At 39.0% G+C, this 15,415-nt stretch carries 16 protein-coding genes and 1 tRNA gene; 6 read left to right on the top strand and 11 right to left on the bottom strand.

Features of this window, described 5'->3' with window-relative positions:
• On the bottom strand, positions 1-786 hold a 786-nt coding region (locus O3C63_07385), incomplete at its 3' end, for an elongation factor Tu (GenBank protein MDA0772750.1).
• A 269-nt stretch (positions 787-1,055) separates the two neighbouring features.
• Between O3C63_07385 and O3C63_07380 the strand changes: the two genes are divergently transcribed.
• A complete protein-coding gene (locus O3C63_07380) occupies positions 1,056-2,261 on the top strand; it encodes a cation:proton antiporter (protein ID MDA0772749.1) in 1,206 nt (401 codons plus the stop codon).
• Positions 2,258-2,569, top strand: coding sequence for a hypothetical protein (locus tag O3C63_07375; protein ID MDA0772748.1), 312 nt, complete (start codon positions 2,258-2,260; stop codon positions 2,567-2,569). The genes O3C63_07380 and O3C63_07375 overlap by 4 nt, the downstream gene beginning before the upstream one ends.
• Positions 2,570-2,583: 14 nt before the next feature.
• Here O3C63_07375 and O3C63_07370 read toward each other — a convergent pair whose 3' ends face one another.
• Positions 2,584-3,201, bottom strand: a complete 618-nt coding sequence (locus O3C63_07370) for a hypothetical protein (protein MDA0772747.1) — start codon at positions 3,199-3,201, stop codon at positions 2,584-2,586.
• Positions 3,201-4,055 (bottom strand): hypothetical protein, encoded by an 855-nt coding sequence (locus O3C63_07365; protein MDA0772746.1) that lies wholly within the window; start codon positions 4,053-4,055, stop codon positions 3,201-3,203. The genes O3C63_07370 and O3C63_07365 overlap by 1 nt, the downstream gene beginning before the upstream one ends.
• A 119-nt stretch (positions 4,056-4,174) precedes the next feature.
• On the opposite strand from O3C63_07365, the gene apt reads away from it, so the two are divergent.
• Positions 4,175-4,711, top strand: a complete 537-nt coding sequence (gene apt / locus O3C63_07360) for an adenine phosphoribosyltransferase (GenBank protein MDA0772745.1) — start codon at positions 4,175-4,177, stop codon at positions 4,709-4,711.
• An 8-nt stretch (positions 4,712-4,719) separates the two neighbouring features.
• Here apt and O3C63_07355 read toward each other — a convergent pair whose 3' ends face one another.
• The 5 genes from O3C63_07355 to O3C63_07335 all read right to left on the bottom strand — a co-directional run bounded on the left by O3C63_07355 (position 4,720) and on the right by O3C63_07335 (position 9,037).
• Complete coding sequence (locus O3C63_07355) at positions 4,720-5,802, bottom strand: EscU/YscU/HrcU family type III secretion system export apparatus switch protein (GenBank protein ID MDA0772744.1); 1,083 nt, start codon at positions 5,800-5,802, stop codon at positions 4,720-4,722.
• A 43-nt stretch (positions 5,803-5,845) separates the two neighbouring features.
• Positions 5,846-6,634 carry a flagellar biosynthetic protein FliR gene (locus tag O3C63_07350; protein ID MDA0772743.1) on the bottom strand — a complete coding sequence of 263 codons (789 nt, stop codon included), beginning with the start codon at positions 6,632-6,634 and terminating at the stop codon, positions 5,846-5,848.
• On the bottom strand, positions 6,634-8,256 hold the full coding sequence (locus tag O3C63_07345) for a glycosyltransferase family 39 protein (protein MDA0772742.1): 1,623 nt from the start codon (positions 8,254-8,256) through the stop codon (positions 6,634-6,636). The genes O3C63_07350 and O3C63_07345 overlap by 1 nt, the downstream gene beginning before the upstream one ends.
• A 27-nt stretch (positions 8,257-8,283) precedes the next feature.
• Entirely contained in the window at positions 8,284-8,607 is a 324-nt protein-coding gene (locus O3C63_07340; protein ID MDA0772741.1) for a hypothetical protein, read from the bottom strand.
• 354 nt (positions 8,608-8,961) lie between these two features.
• Positions 8,962-9,037, bottom strand: a tRNA-Val gene (locus tag O3C63_07335).
• 51 nt (positions 9,038-9,088) lie between these two features.
• Here O3C63_07335 and priA point away from each other — a divergent pair.
• Positions 9,089-11,377: a primosomal protein N' gene (priA, locus tag O3C63_07330; GenBank protein ID MDA0772740.1), complete on the top strand. Its 2,289-nt coding sequence runs from the start codon at positions 9,089-9,091 to the stop codon at positions 11,375-11,377.
• Between the two features lie 65 nt (positions 11,378-11,442).
• Here priA and O3C63_07325 read toward each other — a convergent pair whose 3' ends face one another.
• The 3 genes from O3C63_07325 to O3C63_07315 are packed head-to-tail and all read right to left on the bottom strand — an operon-like array spanning position 11,443 to position 14,416.
• On the bottom strand, positions 11,443-12,267 hold the full coding sequence (locus O3C63_07325; GenBank protein ID MDA0772739.1) for an HDOD domain-containing protein: 825 nt from the start codon (positions 12,265-12,267) through the stop codon (positions 11,443-11,445).
• A gap of 36 nt (positions 12,268-12,303) precedes the next feature.
• On the bottom strand, positions 12,304-13,185 hold the full coding sequence (gene lpxI, locus O3C63_07320; protein ID MDA0772738.1) for a UDP-2,3-diacylglucosamine diphosphatase LpxI: 882 nt from the start codon (positions 13,183-13,185) through the stop codon (positions 12,304-12,306).
• Between the two features lies 1 nt (position 13,186).
• The gene (locus O3C63_07315) at positions 13,187-14,416 is read right to left on the bottom strand and encodes a phosphopentomutase (protein ID MDA0772737.1); all 1,230 of its coding nucleotides are present in this window, start codon (positions 14,414-14,416) and stop codon (positions 13,187-13,189) included.
• Positions 14,417-14,466: 50 nt separating this feature from the next.
• On the opposite strand from O3C63_07315, the gene O3C63_07310 reads away from it, so the two are divergent.
• Positions 14,467-14,703: a HEPN domain-containing protein gene (locus O3C63_07310; protein ID MDA0772736.1), complete on the top strand. Its 237-nt coding sequence runs from the start codon at positions 14,467-14,469 to the stop codon at positions 14,701-14,703.
• A gap of 121 nt (positions 14,704-14,824) precedes the next feature.
• Positions 14,825-15,190, top strand: a complete 366-nt coding sequence (locus O3C63_07305; GenBank protein ID MDA0772735.1) for a nucleotidyltransferase domain-containing protein — start codon at positions 14,825-14,827, stop codon at positions 15,188-15,190.
• Positions 15,191-15,415: the final 225 nt, after the last annotated feature.

The raw sequence follows: 15,415 nt of genomic DNA, 5'->3' as shown, positions 1-15,415 counted from the left end.
CGGCTCTTCCATTAAACCAATGATCTCAACTTCTTCACCAACCTTGAGAGAACCTCTCTCGATACGACCGGTAGCAACAGTACCACGACCAGTAATAGTGAAAACGTCCTCAACAGCCATTAAGAAAGGTTTGTCAACATCACGCTCAGGTGTAGGAACAGAAACATCAACTGCATCAATAAGATCAAAGATCTTGTCTGTCCATTCGTTATCACCTTTAGCAGCTTTAGGGTTAGCAGTCATGTACTCAACTGCTTTAAGTGCTGAACCTTTGATGAAAGTGATGTTATCACCGTCAAATTCATACTTAGAAAGCAATTCACGAGTTTCCATTTCAACTAACTCAAGTAATTCTTCATCATCAACCATATCGCATTTGTTTAAGAAAACAACGATATGTGGAACACCAACTTGACGAGCAAGAAGAATGTGTTCACGAGTTTGTGGCATAGGACCATCAGCTGCAGATACTACAAGTATCGCACCGTCCATTTGCGCCGCACCAGTAATCATGTTCTTAACATAGTCAGCGTGACCCGGGCAGTCAACGTGAGCGTAGTGTCTAGTTTCAGACTCATACTCAACGTGTGCAGTGTTAATTGTAATACCACGAGCTTTCTCTTCTGGAGCAGCGTCGATATCTGCGTAGTTTTTGGACTCCGCATTACCAATCCCTGCAAGGGTCATACAGATAGCCGCAGTAAGTGTAGTCTTACCGTGGTCAACGTGACCAATCGTTCCTACATTTACGTTTGGTTTTTTTCTTTCAAATTTTTGTCTAGCCATTTTCGTATCCTTTTTATATATAAAATGAGGCGCCCAAGACTGAGCACTGGGCTAAATCTTATCAGAAAGACCCAATAAAATCATTAAGAAAAGGAATAAATTAGCTCAATAGACATCCTGCAAAACCCTGTTTTGCTAGTGATGTCGACACAAAAAGGTCGGAACCATACGAAGTATGTGTTCCGCTAATGGAAATAATTGGTATTTTCGCAGGAAGTCTAATTAAGAAGCGTAATAAAAGCCAGGGATCTCTGTTAAGCTAAAGCTATATGGAAGCTGCTCATCATGACCCTGTCGTACCCGTTCTTTTAGGACTTTCGGTTGTGTTAATTGCAGCAAAGATAGGCGCCATTATTGCCGAGAAACTCAAACAGCCAGAGGTTTTGGGGGAATTGACAGCGGGGATCTTAGTTGGCAACATTGTTTTATTCAATTACAGTGGGCTTGAATTCATTAAACACGATCAACACATTGCAATTTTCGCCGAGCTCGGCGTGATTATCTTGCTGTTTGATGTTGGACTAGAAGCCAATGTCAAAGAAATGCTCGCTGTAGGATTTAAGTCATTATTAGTTGCAATAGCTGGAGTCATTACTCCCTTCCTTATAGGTTATTACATCACCGGAATGATAGTGCCAGATATTAGCAATATCAGCAAAATTTTTATGGGTGCAATACTCACCGCAACCTCAGTTGGAATTACCGCAAGAGTCTTCAAGGATCTTGACTTTATGAAACAAGAAGCAGCTCGCATCGTTCTTGGAGCTGCTGTCATAGATGACATTCTTGGTCTTATTATTCTTGCCATAGTCACTGGCATGGCGCAATCTGGACAAATTGAAATAGATTCGATTGTCAGCATCTCTGTTAAAGCAATTGGCTTTGTAGTTATTTCATTAATACTTGGAGTAATGCTGGCGCAACGCACCATTAAATTAATGTCTGTTTTCAAGATCCCGGGGATGATGCTAACAACGGCTCTGGTACTTTGTTTCATGGGTGCCTATCTCGCGAATCAAGCGGGACTTGCGACCATTGTTGGTGCTTTTGCAATTGGACTAGTGCTTGAAGAAGTGCATTTCAAATCCTTCCTCACCGAATATTCAATTCACGACTATATCAGACCACTATCATATTTATTTGTACCAATATTTTTTGTAATCACCGGCATGCAAGTTGACCTTGCTGTTTTTGCAAAACCCAGCACCGTAATTGCTGCACTTGCAATTACCGCTGTTGCAATTATCGGCAAATTGATTTGTGGTTGGGCATTCACCTCATCAAGTCCAATCAATCGTATGATCATTGGCATCGGCATGGTACCGCGCGGCGAAGTGGGTTTGATTTTTGCTACAGTTGGTAAATCAATCGGTGTGATTAACGACGAGCTTTATGCAATCACAGTAATCATGGTCATTCTCACAACTTTAATTCCACCACCAATTTTGAATTATTTGATACAGAAACAGAAATGATCAACACTAAAGAAAAGCCCATAAATATTTTAGTCATCAACTCAGAGTCACAGAAATTTGCACGCCATGATACTCTAGAACAGTTTAAATCTATGTTATTGAATGGTGAAGACCTTAGCCCTGAAGCTATAGAAAACAAATTCACCAAACCAGATCTAATAATTATTGAAGGCGAGCCCAGTCTGCAAAATGCAGCAATCATCGAAGCGAGCTACGCTGAGATTTATTTTTGTGAGAAATTAGATGAAACTGAATTAGCTAAAGCTGTTGAGGATTTTGAACAGCGGAAGAGAAATTTTGGTGTTTGAAGTGAGTAACGCAGCTATTTAGCTTCAGAGTAAGATCGGCGCCAATCAATAAGAATATCCTTTACTGCCTTAATCCCCAGATTCTCCTTACAAGTAGTTATAAAGCTAGTCACATACAGCTCCAACATCAGTCTCCAAGAGGCTTTCTCATTACTGATATAGGCAAAGAACCTAAGTGGGTAATAAAACGATAATAACAATATTGGAATACCAAAGACTATAGCAAAGCAAATCCCAACTAAAAGATTATCAAAAACAATCACCGCAATTAAGTTATTAATGATATTCAAAATCATCGCAGGTATATTAGCCAGTGCAAAAATATAAGCTATTAAATAGAGAATGTCATCGTCAGCTTGTTGATAACTATGCTGCTCTTTAAATATGATCAAACACTCTTGCATGAAATAATACATAGTCCCCATTACAAGAAAGAAAAACAAAATTGCCAAGATATTCAATATCAATAGATAAGAAGGTAATAGAAGATAGTAACTATGCATGACCACAACAAAAACTAAGCAAGCACGATTAAGCTTCCAATCTTCACGTGCCAGTATTTGCTCAAAAGCCAATTGAGGACTTGTAATTAGCATCCTTAGATCTTGAAATATTGTTTTTATGAAATCCATTAGACTTTGGCGCCAACAAGCTTATTATTGTTTTGCAAATGACTATTTAATTTAGCTGACTCAAAATCCCACTCCATCTTAGTTGGATCAATCGCTTGAAAGCCTTTGTCAGAAACTAAAATACTATTGGGATATCTAAAGCAAGACTCTGGTAAAGTATTTGAATTGAAATTAGTAACAAGGAAATTGGCTCTTTCTCTTGCTTTTCCTTCCAATTTAATTGCAACATTGGATTTAATCATAACGGCTGTATCATAGTCGGATTCAAACTCACTATTATAATAAATCAAAACATCAATGTCGCCATTGATAGTTAGCAATTGAATATCTTCAACTATTTTATCAACGTGCTCTTCAAAATCGTAACGTCCATCAGCAAAAGGTTTTACCTCACGCGGCACTGAAAGCACAAAGGATTGGCCACGATTGCCTGATGGATAAATAAAGCTTCGATACTGATTTGATAGCTTGCCTAATTCCTCAAGCTGCCACTTTGTTCTATCTGATTTCCATGAACCTGTAGTACAAACCGGCGTAATAATTCGATGTCCAAGATCGAGAGCGTCTTTAACTGACTTTGCAAAAGGAATACTAGAATCGTCTGCATAATTAACAAAAACAGGGTCGTAGCCCTCTACTTTAGTGATATTGAGTCTTGCTTTGTGTTGACGAGCATCTCTATAAAAATCAGCAAGAGCCTCATAACTAATTGCACCTTTACTAGTAGTACTAGCAGATACAGCGCAACCATCACAGCCAATTGGACATGAATTCATTTGTCTTTCATGAAAAATACTCTTGGAGTAAAACTCATGTTTATCAAGGTCAAAAATTTGGTCAATTAGTAAGGACATGGGTCTAAGGCAGTATAATACTACATTTATCTACGAATAGCGAGCCTAGATTTGTGATAATGGCAATGTTATTGACTATTCATGCCCTAATGAGCCAATTCGCACTATAATAAGCAGCAATGAACAAAATTGACTATCTTAAATCTAGTATCAGGGATATCCCCGACTTTCCCAAGCCGGGCATCATTTTTAAGGATATTACTACGCTGTTGTCTAACCCCAAGGCTTTTAATATAAGTATTGAGCTAATTTGCGAGCAATATAAAGATAGCAAGATCGATTTTATTGCAGGTCCAGAATCGCGTGGTTTTATTTTTGGAGCACCGGTAGCTGCTAAGCTCAACGCTGGTTTAAGCCTGATACGCAAACCTGGTAAACTACCAGCTAAAACAATTGAATATAGCTATGAGCTTGAATACGGCACAGATACTCTCTGTATTCACGAAGATGCCTTTGCCGGAGTAGAAAATCCACGCGTACTCATAGTTGATGACCTGATTGCCACTGGCGGCAGCGCTCTTGCTGCCGCAGAGCTAATCCGCAAAGCTGGCGGTGAAGTGGTTGGTATCGCAGCACTTATTGAACTTGATTTTCTTGATGGCAGGAAGAGGCTTGAAGAGAATGGGGTAGAAGTTTTTTCATTGATCCATTACTAAACCTGTTATTAGCTCTTTATATTCGCACGTCGCCTAAACACGATCGCCAAAATCTCCGCAACAGCAATATACAAAGCAGGCGGAATCTCCCAACCGACTTTGACTTCTTTATATAATGCACGAGCCAGTGGAATGTTTTCTATAATTTCGATTTTGTATTCTCTGGCAATACCTTTGATTCTTTCAGCAATTAATCTGGCTCCTTTGGCAACAATAATTGGAGCATCTTGACCAGATTCTCTATCGTATTTAATTGCAACGGCAATATGAAAAGGATTAGTCACGATGACATCAGCTTCTATTACTGACTCTCTGAGCCCACGTTTTTGGGCAGAAGCTCTTTGCATAGATCTAATTTTGGATTTAATTTGCGGGTTACCATCATGTTCTTTGTGCTCGTCTTGCGTTTCTTGCTTGGTCATTTTTTGATCTTCAAGAAACTGCCATTTTTGGTAAGAAAAATCTATCAACGCGATAATAATTAAAGTGATAGATGCCTTAAAGCCAATCTCCCAGACCATTGAGCCAGCCTTCGCTAGAATAAAATGAATGTCACTAAGATTCATTAGAACTAGTGTATTTTCCTCGTTGAGCAAAACCGAACTAGTTACAAAAGCAATTAACGCCATTTTCATTAATGAAATAATCAAGTTGACCAAGCCTCGCTTAGAAACTAATCTCTTAAAACCTTCAATTGGATTAATTTTCTCAAACTTGGGTTCAAGTGGTTTGGCTGAAACATGAAATCCAGCTTGAGCAACTGAAGCAATAAAACTAACTAGCCAAACAACACCAATAATGGGTGCAACCAAAATCACAAATCTTTGAAAAATATCAAACATCAAGAAATTAATTCCAGATGGAGCAACCAAACCAAAATTGAAATCTGAACTAATTAATTGAAAAAATTGTTTGAACCCAACTGCAATTTGTGGACCCATAACAGCTGCCATGATCATGCCAAAAACAAGACCAAGGGTCGAAGAAAGATCTTTTGACATTGCAACTTGACCTTGCTCACGACTTTTCTTCAGCTTATGACTGGAGGCCTGCTCCGTCTTTGAGTGCTTATCCGGACCTTCTGGTGGCATAATAGTATTATTCCTGGCAGATCCACCTCACTACCTAGTACATCTAACCCAAAAACAACTTATCCATCAAATCCCAAAAATCTATCTCATAAAACTGCTCCATCCTTAGATACAAGATATTAAGCATAAACATAATAATGAAAACGCCTACAATTAACTTAGCTGGCATCATCAAAAAGAACATATTAGCTTGTGGCATGATCTTGGCAAAAAGTGCGACAAATACATCAATTACAAACATTATGGCAATTAACGGCAAAATGATTTTCATGCCAATTGCAAAAATCTCAGTGAAAACCGCTATGTAGTTCTGCCCTAAAGTCGCAAGATCGAGCTTATAACTAGCGAGAGGCACAAGTACAAAACTCTTCTTTAGTAAGAACAACATGTGGTAGATACCATTTAAGAATATAAAAAACATCAAAGCGACATTGGCAATAAAAGTGCCAGTCGGGCTCGTCGGCGCTGACAGAGCAGGGTTGAAGACATTTGAAGAACTTTGTCCCATCTGTATCCCTGCCATATGAGCAAAACTCACCAAAGAATCAAAGAACAAACTCATTAAGACACCCATGCTATATCCAACCAAAATCTCATGGAAAATCGCAATCGCAAGATGCCAACTATCATAAAGAATCAAACCATCAGAATGAGCCAATATCGTCGGATAAAAACTCAGTACAATAGCTGCAGTAAGCAGAACCTTTGCCATAACCGGGATCCCATTTCGAGATAATAAGGGGGCAGCAACCATAAAAGCCCCTATTCTAGTCATCGCTAGAAAAAAAGTTAGTATTACTTCAATAGTTAGGAAATCGAGATTGATCTGCACTAATTCATAGACGTAGAACGTACAATATTGTTTGCAGATATACCCCCTGGGGGTATATCTTTCTTGAAACTACAAGCAAACAAATAGATATCATCTTGAGACCAAATTATCAATCTTGCTAGGCTCGCTAATTTATCAGCTTTGTCATGCTTGGCTATTACACAAAACTTGTGACCGACTGCAGCTTGAGTCTTGAGCATGTTCAATCCAATACGCTCTGGAAAGCTCTTAGACTGAGAATAGAAACTAACACTCGGCCTGTCAATAGTCAACAAATAGATCTGCACTTCACGAGGAATTTCTTGCAAAAAACTCTTGATACCAGCTTCTTTGTAATGAGCAAAAGGCTTAATAAAGTAATCAATCCCAGCCAAGCAAAGAGATAAAGCAAAGACAGCAAAGATACTCATCGCCCTTTGTACGTTATTTGCCAAGGCATTTATCAAAATCGCAGCAAAAGAAATAATCAAAAGCAGCAAAGCTAGATAAACAAAAGCTCCAGAAAAGTATTCCTTCAAGAAGGGTTCAGAAGCTATTAATTTATCTAAATAGCCTTGACTATAAACATAAGCCAAGACAACAAAAATAATTAAATAGAAGGCTGAATTAATCGCGAGCCATTTTTTCTTCGGGACTTGCTTAAACCAAATTGCAAACAGAATAGCTAGTGGCACAAAGATTGACATTACATAGTTGGCAAGTTTGGTAGAAGAAAAACTAAAAAAACCTAGAACAGTAAAGAGCCAAATCAAAGCAAAACTTTGCAAACGAAAGCTCTCAGCCTTGATCTTAAAATCAGCAATCATCGCTGGCAGAAACAGTGACCAAGGCATAAATCCAACAATCATAACTGCAATATAAAACCACCAAGGCTGATGATGCCCGCTAAGAGTGGAGCTGAATCGTCCGAGGTTTTGTCCAATAAAGAAGTAATGAGTGAAAGCTCCCTCTGTATTAAAGTCAATCAGGATATACCAAGGAGCTGCAATCATAAAGAACAGCAAAAATGCTTTTAGTATCATTCCAAGTGCGGGTAACTTATAATCTTTCCAGCCTTGATTAATCAAATAATCGACGACTGCAACCATTCCTGGAATGACAACTGCAACAGGTCCCTTAGTCATAAAACCAACTGCTGCACAAACGGCAAGCAAATAAATATATCGCACATTGATATGCTTCTCTTTAATCAAAAAATAAATTATCAAAACTGAGACAATCGCAAAGTTGAGAAGCGCGTCAGTAATTGACATACGCGAGACTACAAAAAACTCGATACAAGTAAGCAAAACTAAAGCAGCAGCCAATCCAACCTTGTAAAAACGCCCCAACCAATAAACAAAACAAACTGTCAATGCACCTGCAATCACCGAAGGCAAGCGTGCAGCAAATTCATTAATCCCAAAAACTTTAAAACTTAAAATCTCAAACCAATAAAAAAGAATTGGTTTATCAAAACGCGGCAAGCCATCAGCAAGCGGAATTAAATACTGATGAGCATTGATCATCTCTTTAGCTGCTTCAGCATAGCGAGGCTCATCAGCGTCTATTAGGGGGTAAGCCCAGACTTTGTAGAGCAAAAACACAAAAGCAAAAATAAATACGCCAAAACAGCTCTTCATTTAAACTATTATAAGGTAATAATTAGCTTAAGCTACGGAGCGAACACGCTGTGCTGCCATATCTATAAGCTTTTTCATTTCGCTATCATCACGATAAACCGGCTCTTCAATCATCACCCAGTCTTCAAGTACTCTTCCAATGATATCCATTGGTTTTGAATCACCTTGCTTGAGCATCTCATCTACTTTGTCTTTGCCAAGATTGAGCACCAAAAAGTCTTGATATACACCAGCACAAAGCTTGCCTCGCAGCTCATAACCCTTGCTACCAAATTTCATCTTAGCTTCAAAGTCAGGATGATCAATCATCATAGATTCAAGAGTCTGTCTTACGTTGTCTTTTGTTACCATTGGGATATTATGCCCCTGCTCATGAGCAAATACGCTAAACCATAAAATTGATAGATCAAAACAATATTTTCAAGAATTGCTTAGGGAATTAGTGAGTCACGAGATGAATGAAATGGTGGGCAAGAAAGACTCCAAGTCCTGACATCGTCAGGACGTTTTACAAAAAACGACCGCCGGGAGGTTGTAAGAGCATGAGTGTTTGTTCTATGGTGGGCAAGAAAGACTCGAACTGCAGGGCCGCCTCGGTACGAAGGGAAGAGCACAACCAATACATAGAAGGAAATACAGTGACCCCTGAAGCACAAACCGTAAAATTGCAAAGCAATTTAGGTTTGTCACGAGATGAATGAAAAATGGTGGGCACTGAAAGACTCGAACTTCCGACCGCCTCGGTGTAAACGAGATGCTCTACCAACTGAGCTAAGTGCCCGAGAAAAAGCCAATAAAATTGCTTCGACTCAGGCTACAATAATATCAAACAATGTCATATTGTAAAACCATACTCACCAACTCTTTACAAACTTTTAGTGATCAACTGACTTATAAGATACCAGTGGACTTAGAGGGCAAATTGGCTATTGGATCCTTGATTTTAGTACCTTTTCGTAACCAGAGGGAAAGCGGGCTGGTAACCGAGATCTACGAGGAGCTCTCAATTGAGGAGCAAGCTTTTAAGATAAGGGAGATTGATGAGCTACTGGCTGGCACTATTCACTTTGAAACAGAGCTTGTTGAACTCGTCAAATTCGTATCAGCATATTACGCCTGTTCATACTCTGAGACCTGCTCAGCCCTCTTAGCCTCAGCTCTCATTCCCAAGGCCCACAAAGAACTAACTTTGCTTGATCCAACAAGTCAAGATCCAAGTACCGTCATTCAAGCCCTACTCAAAGCAAGAAAGAATAAAGCCAAATGGGACAGATTAAAAACACTTAGTGGACTGAAAGAAGCCCAGCTCAAAAAAGAAACTCGTAAACTGGTACAAAAAAATCTCATTGAAGTAAACTACATTAATCCAATTATCAAAGAAACCAAGAAAACTGATCCACTTGATTTTCTTTCTAGTCTTGATCAAGAAACCATTCCAAAACTAACAGAAGAACAATCTCAGGCTCTTGAAGGAATAAAACAAGCTATCAAAAACAAAACTGCCTCCAAATTCTTAGTGCGCGGAGTAACCGGTAGCGGTAAAACCGAAATCTATTTACGTTTGATAGAGGATTGTTTCAAGCAAGGCAAAAGCAGTATAGTACTGGTGCCTGAGATTGCTCTAGCTCCGCAACTACTCGAAAGAATCAGTCAGAGATTCGGCAAAGAAAGCGTGGTAGTCTGGCACAGCGCTCTCAGTAAATCAGAGAAAGAACACGGCTTGCATGATTTGCTTCAAGGCAAAACTAGAGTCGTAATTGGTGCTAGGTCAGCTATTTTTGCACCAGTCAAAGAGCTTGGGCTGATTGTTATGGATGAAGAGCATGAAAATTCATACAAACAAGATAGCCCGGCACCAAGATACCACGCCAAACTAGTAGCTCAGCAAAGAGCCAAGTTAAACAATTGTCCACTTGTTTTAGGTTCCGCAACTCCAAGTATCGAAACTTATTACAAAGCACTCAATAATCTTGATGATTTTTTATTACTAGAACTCAAGAAGCGAGTCTTTGACAACCCCTTACCCAAAGTGGCGCTAGTAGATATGCGAGAAGAATTTAATAACGCCAACAAAAGTATTTTTTCTAGGTTCTTGCGCTCTGAGATTGAATCTAAATTAGAAAAAAAAGAACAGATCATTCTCTTTTTAAATAAGCGCGGATCTGCTTCCCATGTCTTTTGCCGTCAATGCGGACATATCTATAAATGCTCACGTTGTGACAGCAAGACAGTCTATCACTTGGACCGCAACCTGATGCTTTGTCATCATTGTGGCGACTCAGAACCGCATCCCAAAGAATGTCCGGTCTGTCAATCCAACGCTATCAAGTTCTTTGGACTTGGTACTCAAAAACTAGAACAAGAAGTAGTCAAAACATTCCCCGAAGCAAGAGTCAGAAGACTTGATAGTGATGTGTCACGAATCAAAAATAACTACATCAAGACTTGGAGCGATTTTAAAAATGGTGAGATTGATATTCTTATTGGCACGCAAATGATTGCCAAAGGACTTGATAATCCGAATCTCACACTTGTGGGAGTAATTTCGGCTGACAGTAATTTCAGCCAACTTGATTATCTAGCTGACGAGAGAGGCTTTCAATTACTCACGCAGGTAGCTGGTAGAGCTGGTCGCAAAGACAAAGAAGGGCAAGTTGTGTTTCAGAGTTATCAACCAGAAAGAGAAGCACTCACTTATGCTAAAGAGCAGGACTACGTTGGTTTCTATCAAAGAGAAATCGAATTGAGAGAGATTCTCAAGTATCCACCTTTTGCAAGATTGGTTAGATTTTTGGTAAGTGCCGAATTTGAGCCAACTGCAATAGAAGCATGTAACAAGGTACATGCAATGGTTTATGGAATTGTCGAAGAGCTTGGTATTAAGATAGAGAATATGAACCATGATGATCCTCAACCAGAAGGATCTATCTCTATACTGGGGCCATGTGAAGCATTAATTTCAAGAATCAACAACAAACATCGATACCATTTGGTGATCAAAATTCCCGAACTAGAAGAATCCAAAGAACTGATTGACAGAATTAAACTGGGTTACAAAGCATTAGAGAAATCAAAAAACTATAGCCTAACAATAGACATTGACAATATCAGTTTATATTGACAAAGCGTTACGGTATCAACACCGGGTTGTAACGACGTAACGCTTTGTCTATACATCATTAATAACTACCAGGCACTAATCTGATTACGAGCTTCATCAAACAAATCATTGACAAAATCTTCGGTCAAATCCAATTTGTCTAAGCCATGCACTTTCATATGTTTCGTTAGTTTATCGTCAGAGAGTAGCTTTGCTATGCTCACTTGGTCAACTTGTTCCATCTCAAACAAGCGTCTAGCTAGTTCAATAATCAAGTTGATTTTAGTAAAACTGTTCTTGCCAAAATCAGCTTGAGTTTTAACTAAATCAATCAATTCCTTCGGAAATTGCCAGTTCTCAAGAATAATTACAGAAAGATCCAAATGATTCATGCCAAACAATTGTTTTTCCTTCGAGAGTCGGTTGGCAAAATCATTAATGACAGAGCTTTCTTGAAACTCCTCACGATAAAAATTCCTCAACACTAATGAGCCAAGATTATGAAATAAAGCGAGCATGAAACCAAGATCAATACTGGATCTTGGCTCGTTAAGCAAATTAGCGATCTTCTTATAGGTATTAGTAATAAAGACACTGCGGAGCCATAATGACTCATCATTAATAACTTTTTTGGCTGCAACATACAAAACGATATTTTTGACACTGGTAAAACCGATATAATCAATTACATCAAGTAAATTAATAAAGCGTACTCTTGCACCAACCGCTGCTGAGTTTGCATATTTAAAAACACTAGCAGCCAAAACTTCGTCTAAATTAATTGTTTTTACAACCTCGATTCTGGTTGTTTTCATATCATCAAGCATGCCAATCAACTTGGTTGCCGTGCTCGATAGAGCTGGCAAGTCTTCAGCCTGAGCGAGTATCGTTTCTACCTTAACTAGGGACATACTTATGATATACCCATTAGACTTATTGCAAAACCCCTAATAGCTACGTTGCTCATTCTGTGACACTGGCAACAAGTCTAACAGAACTGAGCAGAACAATATATTCTTTTGATTTGCCAACTTAATTGATTTAGCTTGATCAACAAAGAAACACTCGTTCGCTTCGAAAACAAGAATACTATTAGCTGGCATCGCAGCGATTGTCTTAGGTCCCACAGTCGGCACATCAAAACGATTGTCTTGATTTGGTTTACTTACCTTGCACACTGTGATTCGGTTATCTTTAAACCATGCAAAAGAATTGGCAGCACGCTTAATACAATTGTTGGTTCCTTCAATTGCTTCAACTGCAATTACCGCTTTATTTTTCACAACCACTGTTTGTCCTATATCTACTGCAGCAATTGCTTTTGCCATCTTCAGTCCATATTGTATTTCGCCAAGCTCATCTTCACTTGGCTGCCGGTCTGAAAATACTTGAGGACCAGGGAAAAAGTCACGAAGGTATTGTGTTTGATCAATTACAGTAAGTCCATGCTCTTCTTCTAACAATCTCAATAAGGCAAAATGTAAAGAATCATCATTAAGATCACCAAGTCCTTTGACTATCTTCAGCAAACCAGGATCAAGTTTGTGAATATTTTTAAAGAAATCTAGCTTTGGTACTTTACCAATAAAAACCATATGCTTAATCTCTTGTGACTTAATCGATTCAATAATTTCAAGTACTTCGACTGGTGAGTAGTATTCTGATTTGTAAGTATCTTTAAACTGATTATAAGTATTTTTATTCAGTGCAATCACTGAAACTTCAACTCCTGACTTGCTTGCAGCAGTAGCTAAGTGATGCGGCAGCTCTCCATGACCTGCTATTAATGCAAGCTTGGTTATTTTTTCTTGTTTGACTGCGTTTGCCATCTTATATAAAACTAGTCCCCGGAATACTAAGCTCACTGCTTTCTAGCCCAAACCAATAAAGAATTGTAGCACCAATATCAGCAAAACTCTTGCGAGTCCCTAAATCCTTGCCAGCCATGTTTCTATTATAAAAAATAATCGGCACATACTCTCTAGTATGATCGCTACCTACTGCCGTCGGGTCACAACCATGATCCGCTGAAATCATCAAAATATCTTCTTCTGTCATCGCTTCCAACAATTCAGGCATTCCTTTGTCTATGTCTTCAAGCGCTTTGGCAAAACCTTCTGGGTCTCTACGGTGGCCATAATTAGCATCTGTCTCCACTAAATTAATAAACAAAACTTCGTTCTTCTTGGCAGGACTTTTAATTGCAGCAATAAATTTATCAAGCCCATCAGCATTACTTGCCGTATGAATATTCTCCGGCACGCCAACTCCAGCAAAAATATCCTGAATCTTACCAAAACCAACTACATGCCCCTGATTCTCCAAAACCATTTCTAGTACTGATTTGGCGTGAGGCAAGACAGAGTAGTCATGGCGCTTGTCACCAAGGCGCACATATTTCATATCGGCAGCTTTTGCCGGACTGGATCCCTCAACCCAATTCTCATTTCGTTTAAAAGGTCTTGCAATAATCCTTGCAACTTCGTGCTCGCCTCGCATAATCTCTCTAGCTAATTCACACCACTTATATAAAGTCTCAACTGGAACCACATCTACATCACAAGCAATTTGCAAAACAGAATCAGCACTGGTATAAACAATCGGGAAACCAGTCTCTCTATGCTTGTCACCAAGCTCATTAATAACAGTAGTTCCACTTGCTGTAGAGTTACACAGTATCCCTTCAACACCAAATTGTTTTTTGAGCTGTTCAATAATTTCTGCAGGGAAGCCATTTGGATAATAAGGGAAGGGTTTAGATGCGCGAATCCCCATCATCTCCCAGTGTCCTGTAATTGTATCCTTAGCTGGATTTAGTTCAGCCATTTTGCCATAAGAACCTGTAGTCTTTTCAAGTGGGGATAAGCCTTTCAAACTCGTAATATTAGCGAGTCCTAGTTTTTGCAAATTAGGGAGTTTAATAGCTTGATGATTTTGAGCCATGTATTTGCAAGTACTAGCAAGAGTGTTTGACTCACTGACTTCGTCATAATCAGCCCAGTCAGGAAGTGAGCCGACTCCGAGTGCGTCTATTACAAGGATTATTGCGCGTTTGGGCATCTAATATAAGTATATCTTGTAATATGATGCTATGAGATATAATTAAATCCATGGGCAAAGCCTCAATCAACTGGCTTAAAATAGCAAAATATGACCTGGGGGCTGCAGAAAATGCACTGGATGGTGGCTATTACATTAAAGTTTTTGAGCATGCACATTCGGCATTAGAAAAATTACTCAAAGGTATTATTGCTGAAAACAATCAAGAGCCTCAAAAGATCCACGACCTACTCAGGCTAGCAAGCGAAGCACTTATTAAAATTTGCAGCTTGAAGTTAAAACTCTGATGAGAGAACTTGACTCCATCTACATGAGCACACGCTATCCCGATGAGTTTGAGGCTATATATGGCAAGCTAGATCAGGTAGAAGCTAGAAGGGTTTTAGCTGAAACAAAAAGGACATTCAAATGGCTGGAAAAAAAAATAAAATAGAATTACGAGACTTTTTGAATAGAATCACAAATCAGATTACTAATAATTTTGAAGTTGATGAAATAATCTTGTTTGGATCTTATGCAAAAGGAACTGAAACTGATAACAGTGATATTGATATAGCTGTCATTGCGCCAAATCTAGACATGGATTCACCTTTATTTGAAAACTCACTAACAGTACTGGACAAAGCAAAACTATTTGAGCCCTATCTACAACTCATGGCTTTTCCGTCTAAGAAGTTTTATGAAGAAGAATATATAGATCCAGGTTTTATTCGTACTATAAAAAAGACTGGAAAACAACTCTATTCAAAAGCGAGTGGATCTTCGGTGACTTGAACACAATTCAAACAAAAAAATTATGACGCCTCGCCTAGAATCTTGCCCCCGAGTGAGCAAGATTCTTCACAACCTACGGTTGTGACCGGCTCGGCGGCTTTCTTCGCTACGGCTAAACTCTGGGAGCAAGCTCCCGAGTTTGCGCCTACGCTCAGAATCAATCTTTTTGTTCTCATGACTACGGGTGACCAGATTCTTCCTTCTGTGACGATAGTCTGCGCGACC

The sequence above is a fragment of the Cyanobacteriota bacterium genome (assembly GCA_027618255.1).
Taxonomy (GTDB): domain Bacteria; phylum Cyanobacteriota; class Vampirovibrionia; order LMEP-6097; family LMEP-6097; genus JABHOV01.
The sequence above is the reverse complement of the archived record's forward strand: the minus strand, read 5'-3'. Positions and strand labels throughout refer to the sequence as shown.

Excerpts from the sequence above, each read along its gene's own strand:
- O3C63_07380 (MDA0772749.1), top strand. The coding sequence starts at position 1,056 with ATGGAAGCTGCTCATCATGACCCTGTCGTACCCGTTCTTTTAGGACTT.
- O3C63_07375 (MDA0772748.1), top strand. The coding sequence starts at position 2,258 with ATGATCAACACTAAAGAAAAGCCCATAAATATTTTAGTCATCAACTCA.
- O3C63_07370 (MDA0772747.1), bottom strand. The coding sequence starts at position 3,201 with ATGGATTTCATAAAAACAATATTTCAAGATCTAAGGATGCTAATTACA.
- O3C63_07365 (MDA0772746.1), bottom strand. The coding sequence starts at position 4,055 with ATGTCCTTACTAATTGACCAAATTTTTGACCTTGATAAACATGAGTTT.
- apt (MDA0772745.1), top strand. The coding sequence starts at position 4,175 with ATGAACAAAATTGACTATCTTAAATCTAGTATCAGGGATATCCCCGAC.
- O3C63_07355 (MDA0772744.1), bottom strand. The coding sequence starts at position 5,802 with ATGCCACCAGAAGGTCCGGATAAGCACTCAAAGACGGAGCAGGCCTCC.
- O3C63_07345 (MDA0772742.1), bottom strand. The coding sequence starts at position 8,256 with ATGAAGAGCTGTTTTGGCGTATTTATTTTTGCTTTTGTGTTTTTGCTC.
- O3C63_07340 (MDA0772741.1), bottom strand. The coding sequence starts at position 8,607 with ATGGTAACAAAAGACAACGTAAGACAGACTCTTGAATCTATGATGATT.
- priA (MDA0772740.1), top strand. The coding sequence starts at position 9,089 with ATGTCATATTGTAAAACCATACTCACCAACTCTTTACAAACTTTTAGT.
- O3C63_07325 (MDA0772739.1), bottom strand. The coding sequence starts at position 12,267 with ATGTCCCTAGTTAAGGTAGAAACGATACTCGCTCAGGCTGAAGACTTG.
- lpxI (MDA0772738.1), bottom strand. The coding sequence starts at position 13,185 with ATGGCAAACGCAGTCAAACAAGAAAAAATAACCAAGCTTGCATTAATA.
- O3C63_07315 (MDA0772737.1), bottom strand. The coding sequence starts at position 14,416 with ATGCCCAAACGCGCAATAATCCTTGTAATAGACGCACTCGGAGTCGGC.
- O3C63_07310 (MDA0772736.1), top strand. The coding sequence starts at position 14,467 with ATGGGCAAAGCCTCAATCAACTGGCTTAAAATAGCAAAATATGACCTG.
- O3C63_07305 (MDA0772735.1), top strand. The coding sequence starts at position 14,825 with ATGGCTGGAAAAAAAAATAAAATAGAATTACGAGACTTTTTGAATAGA.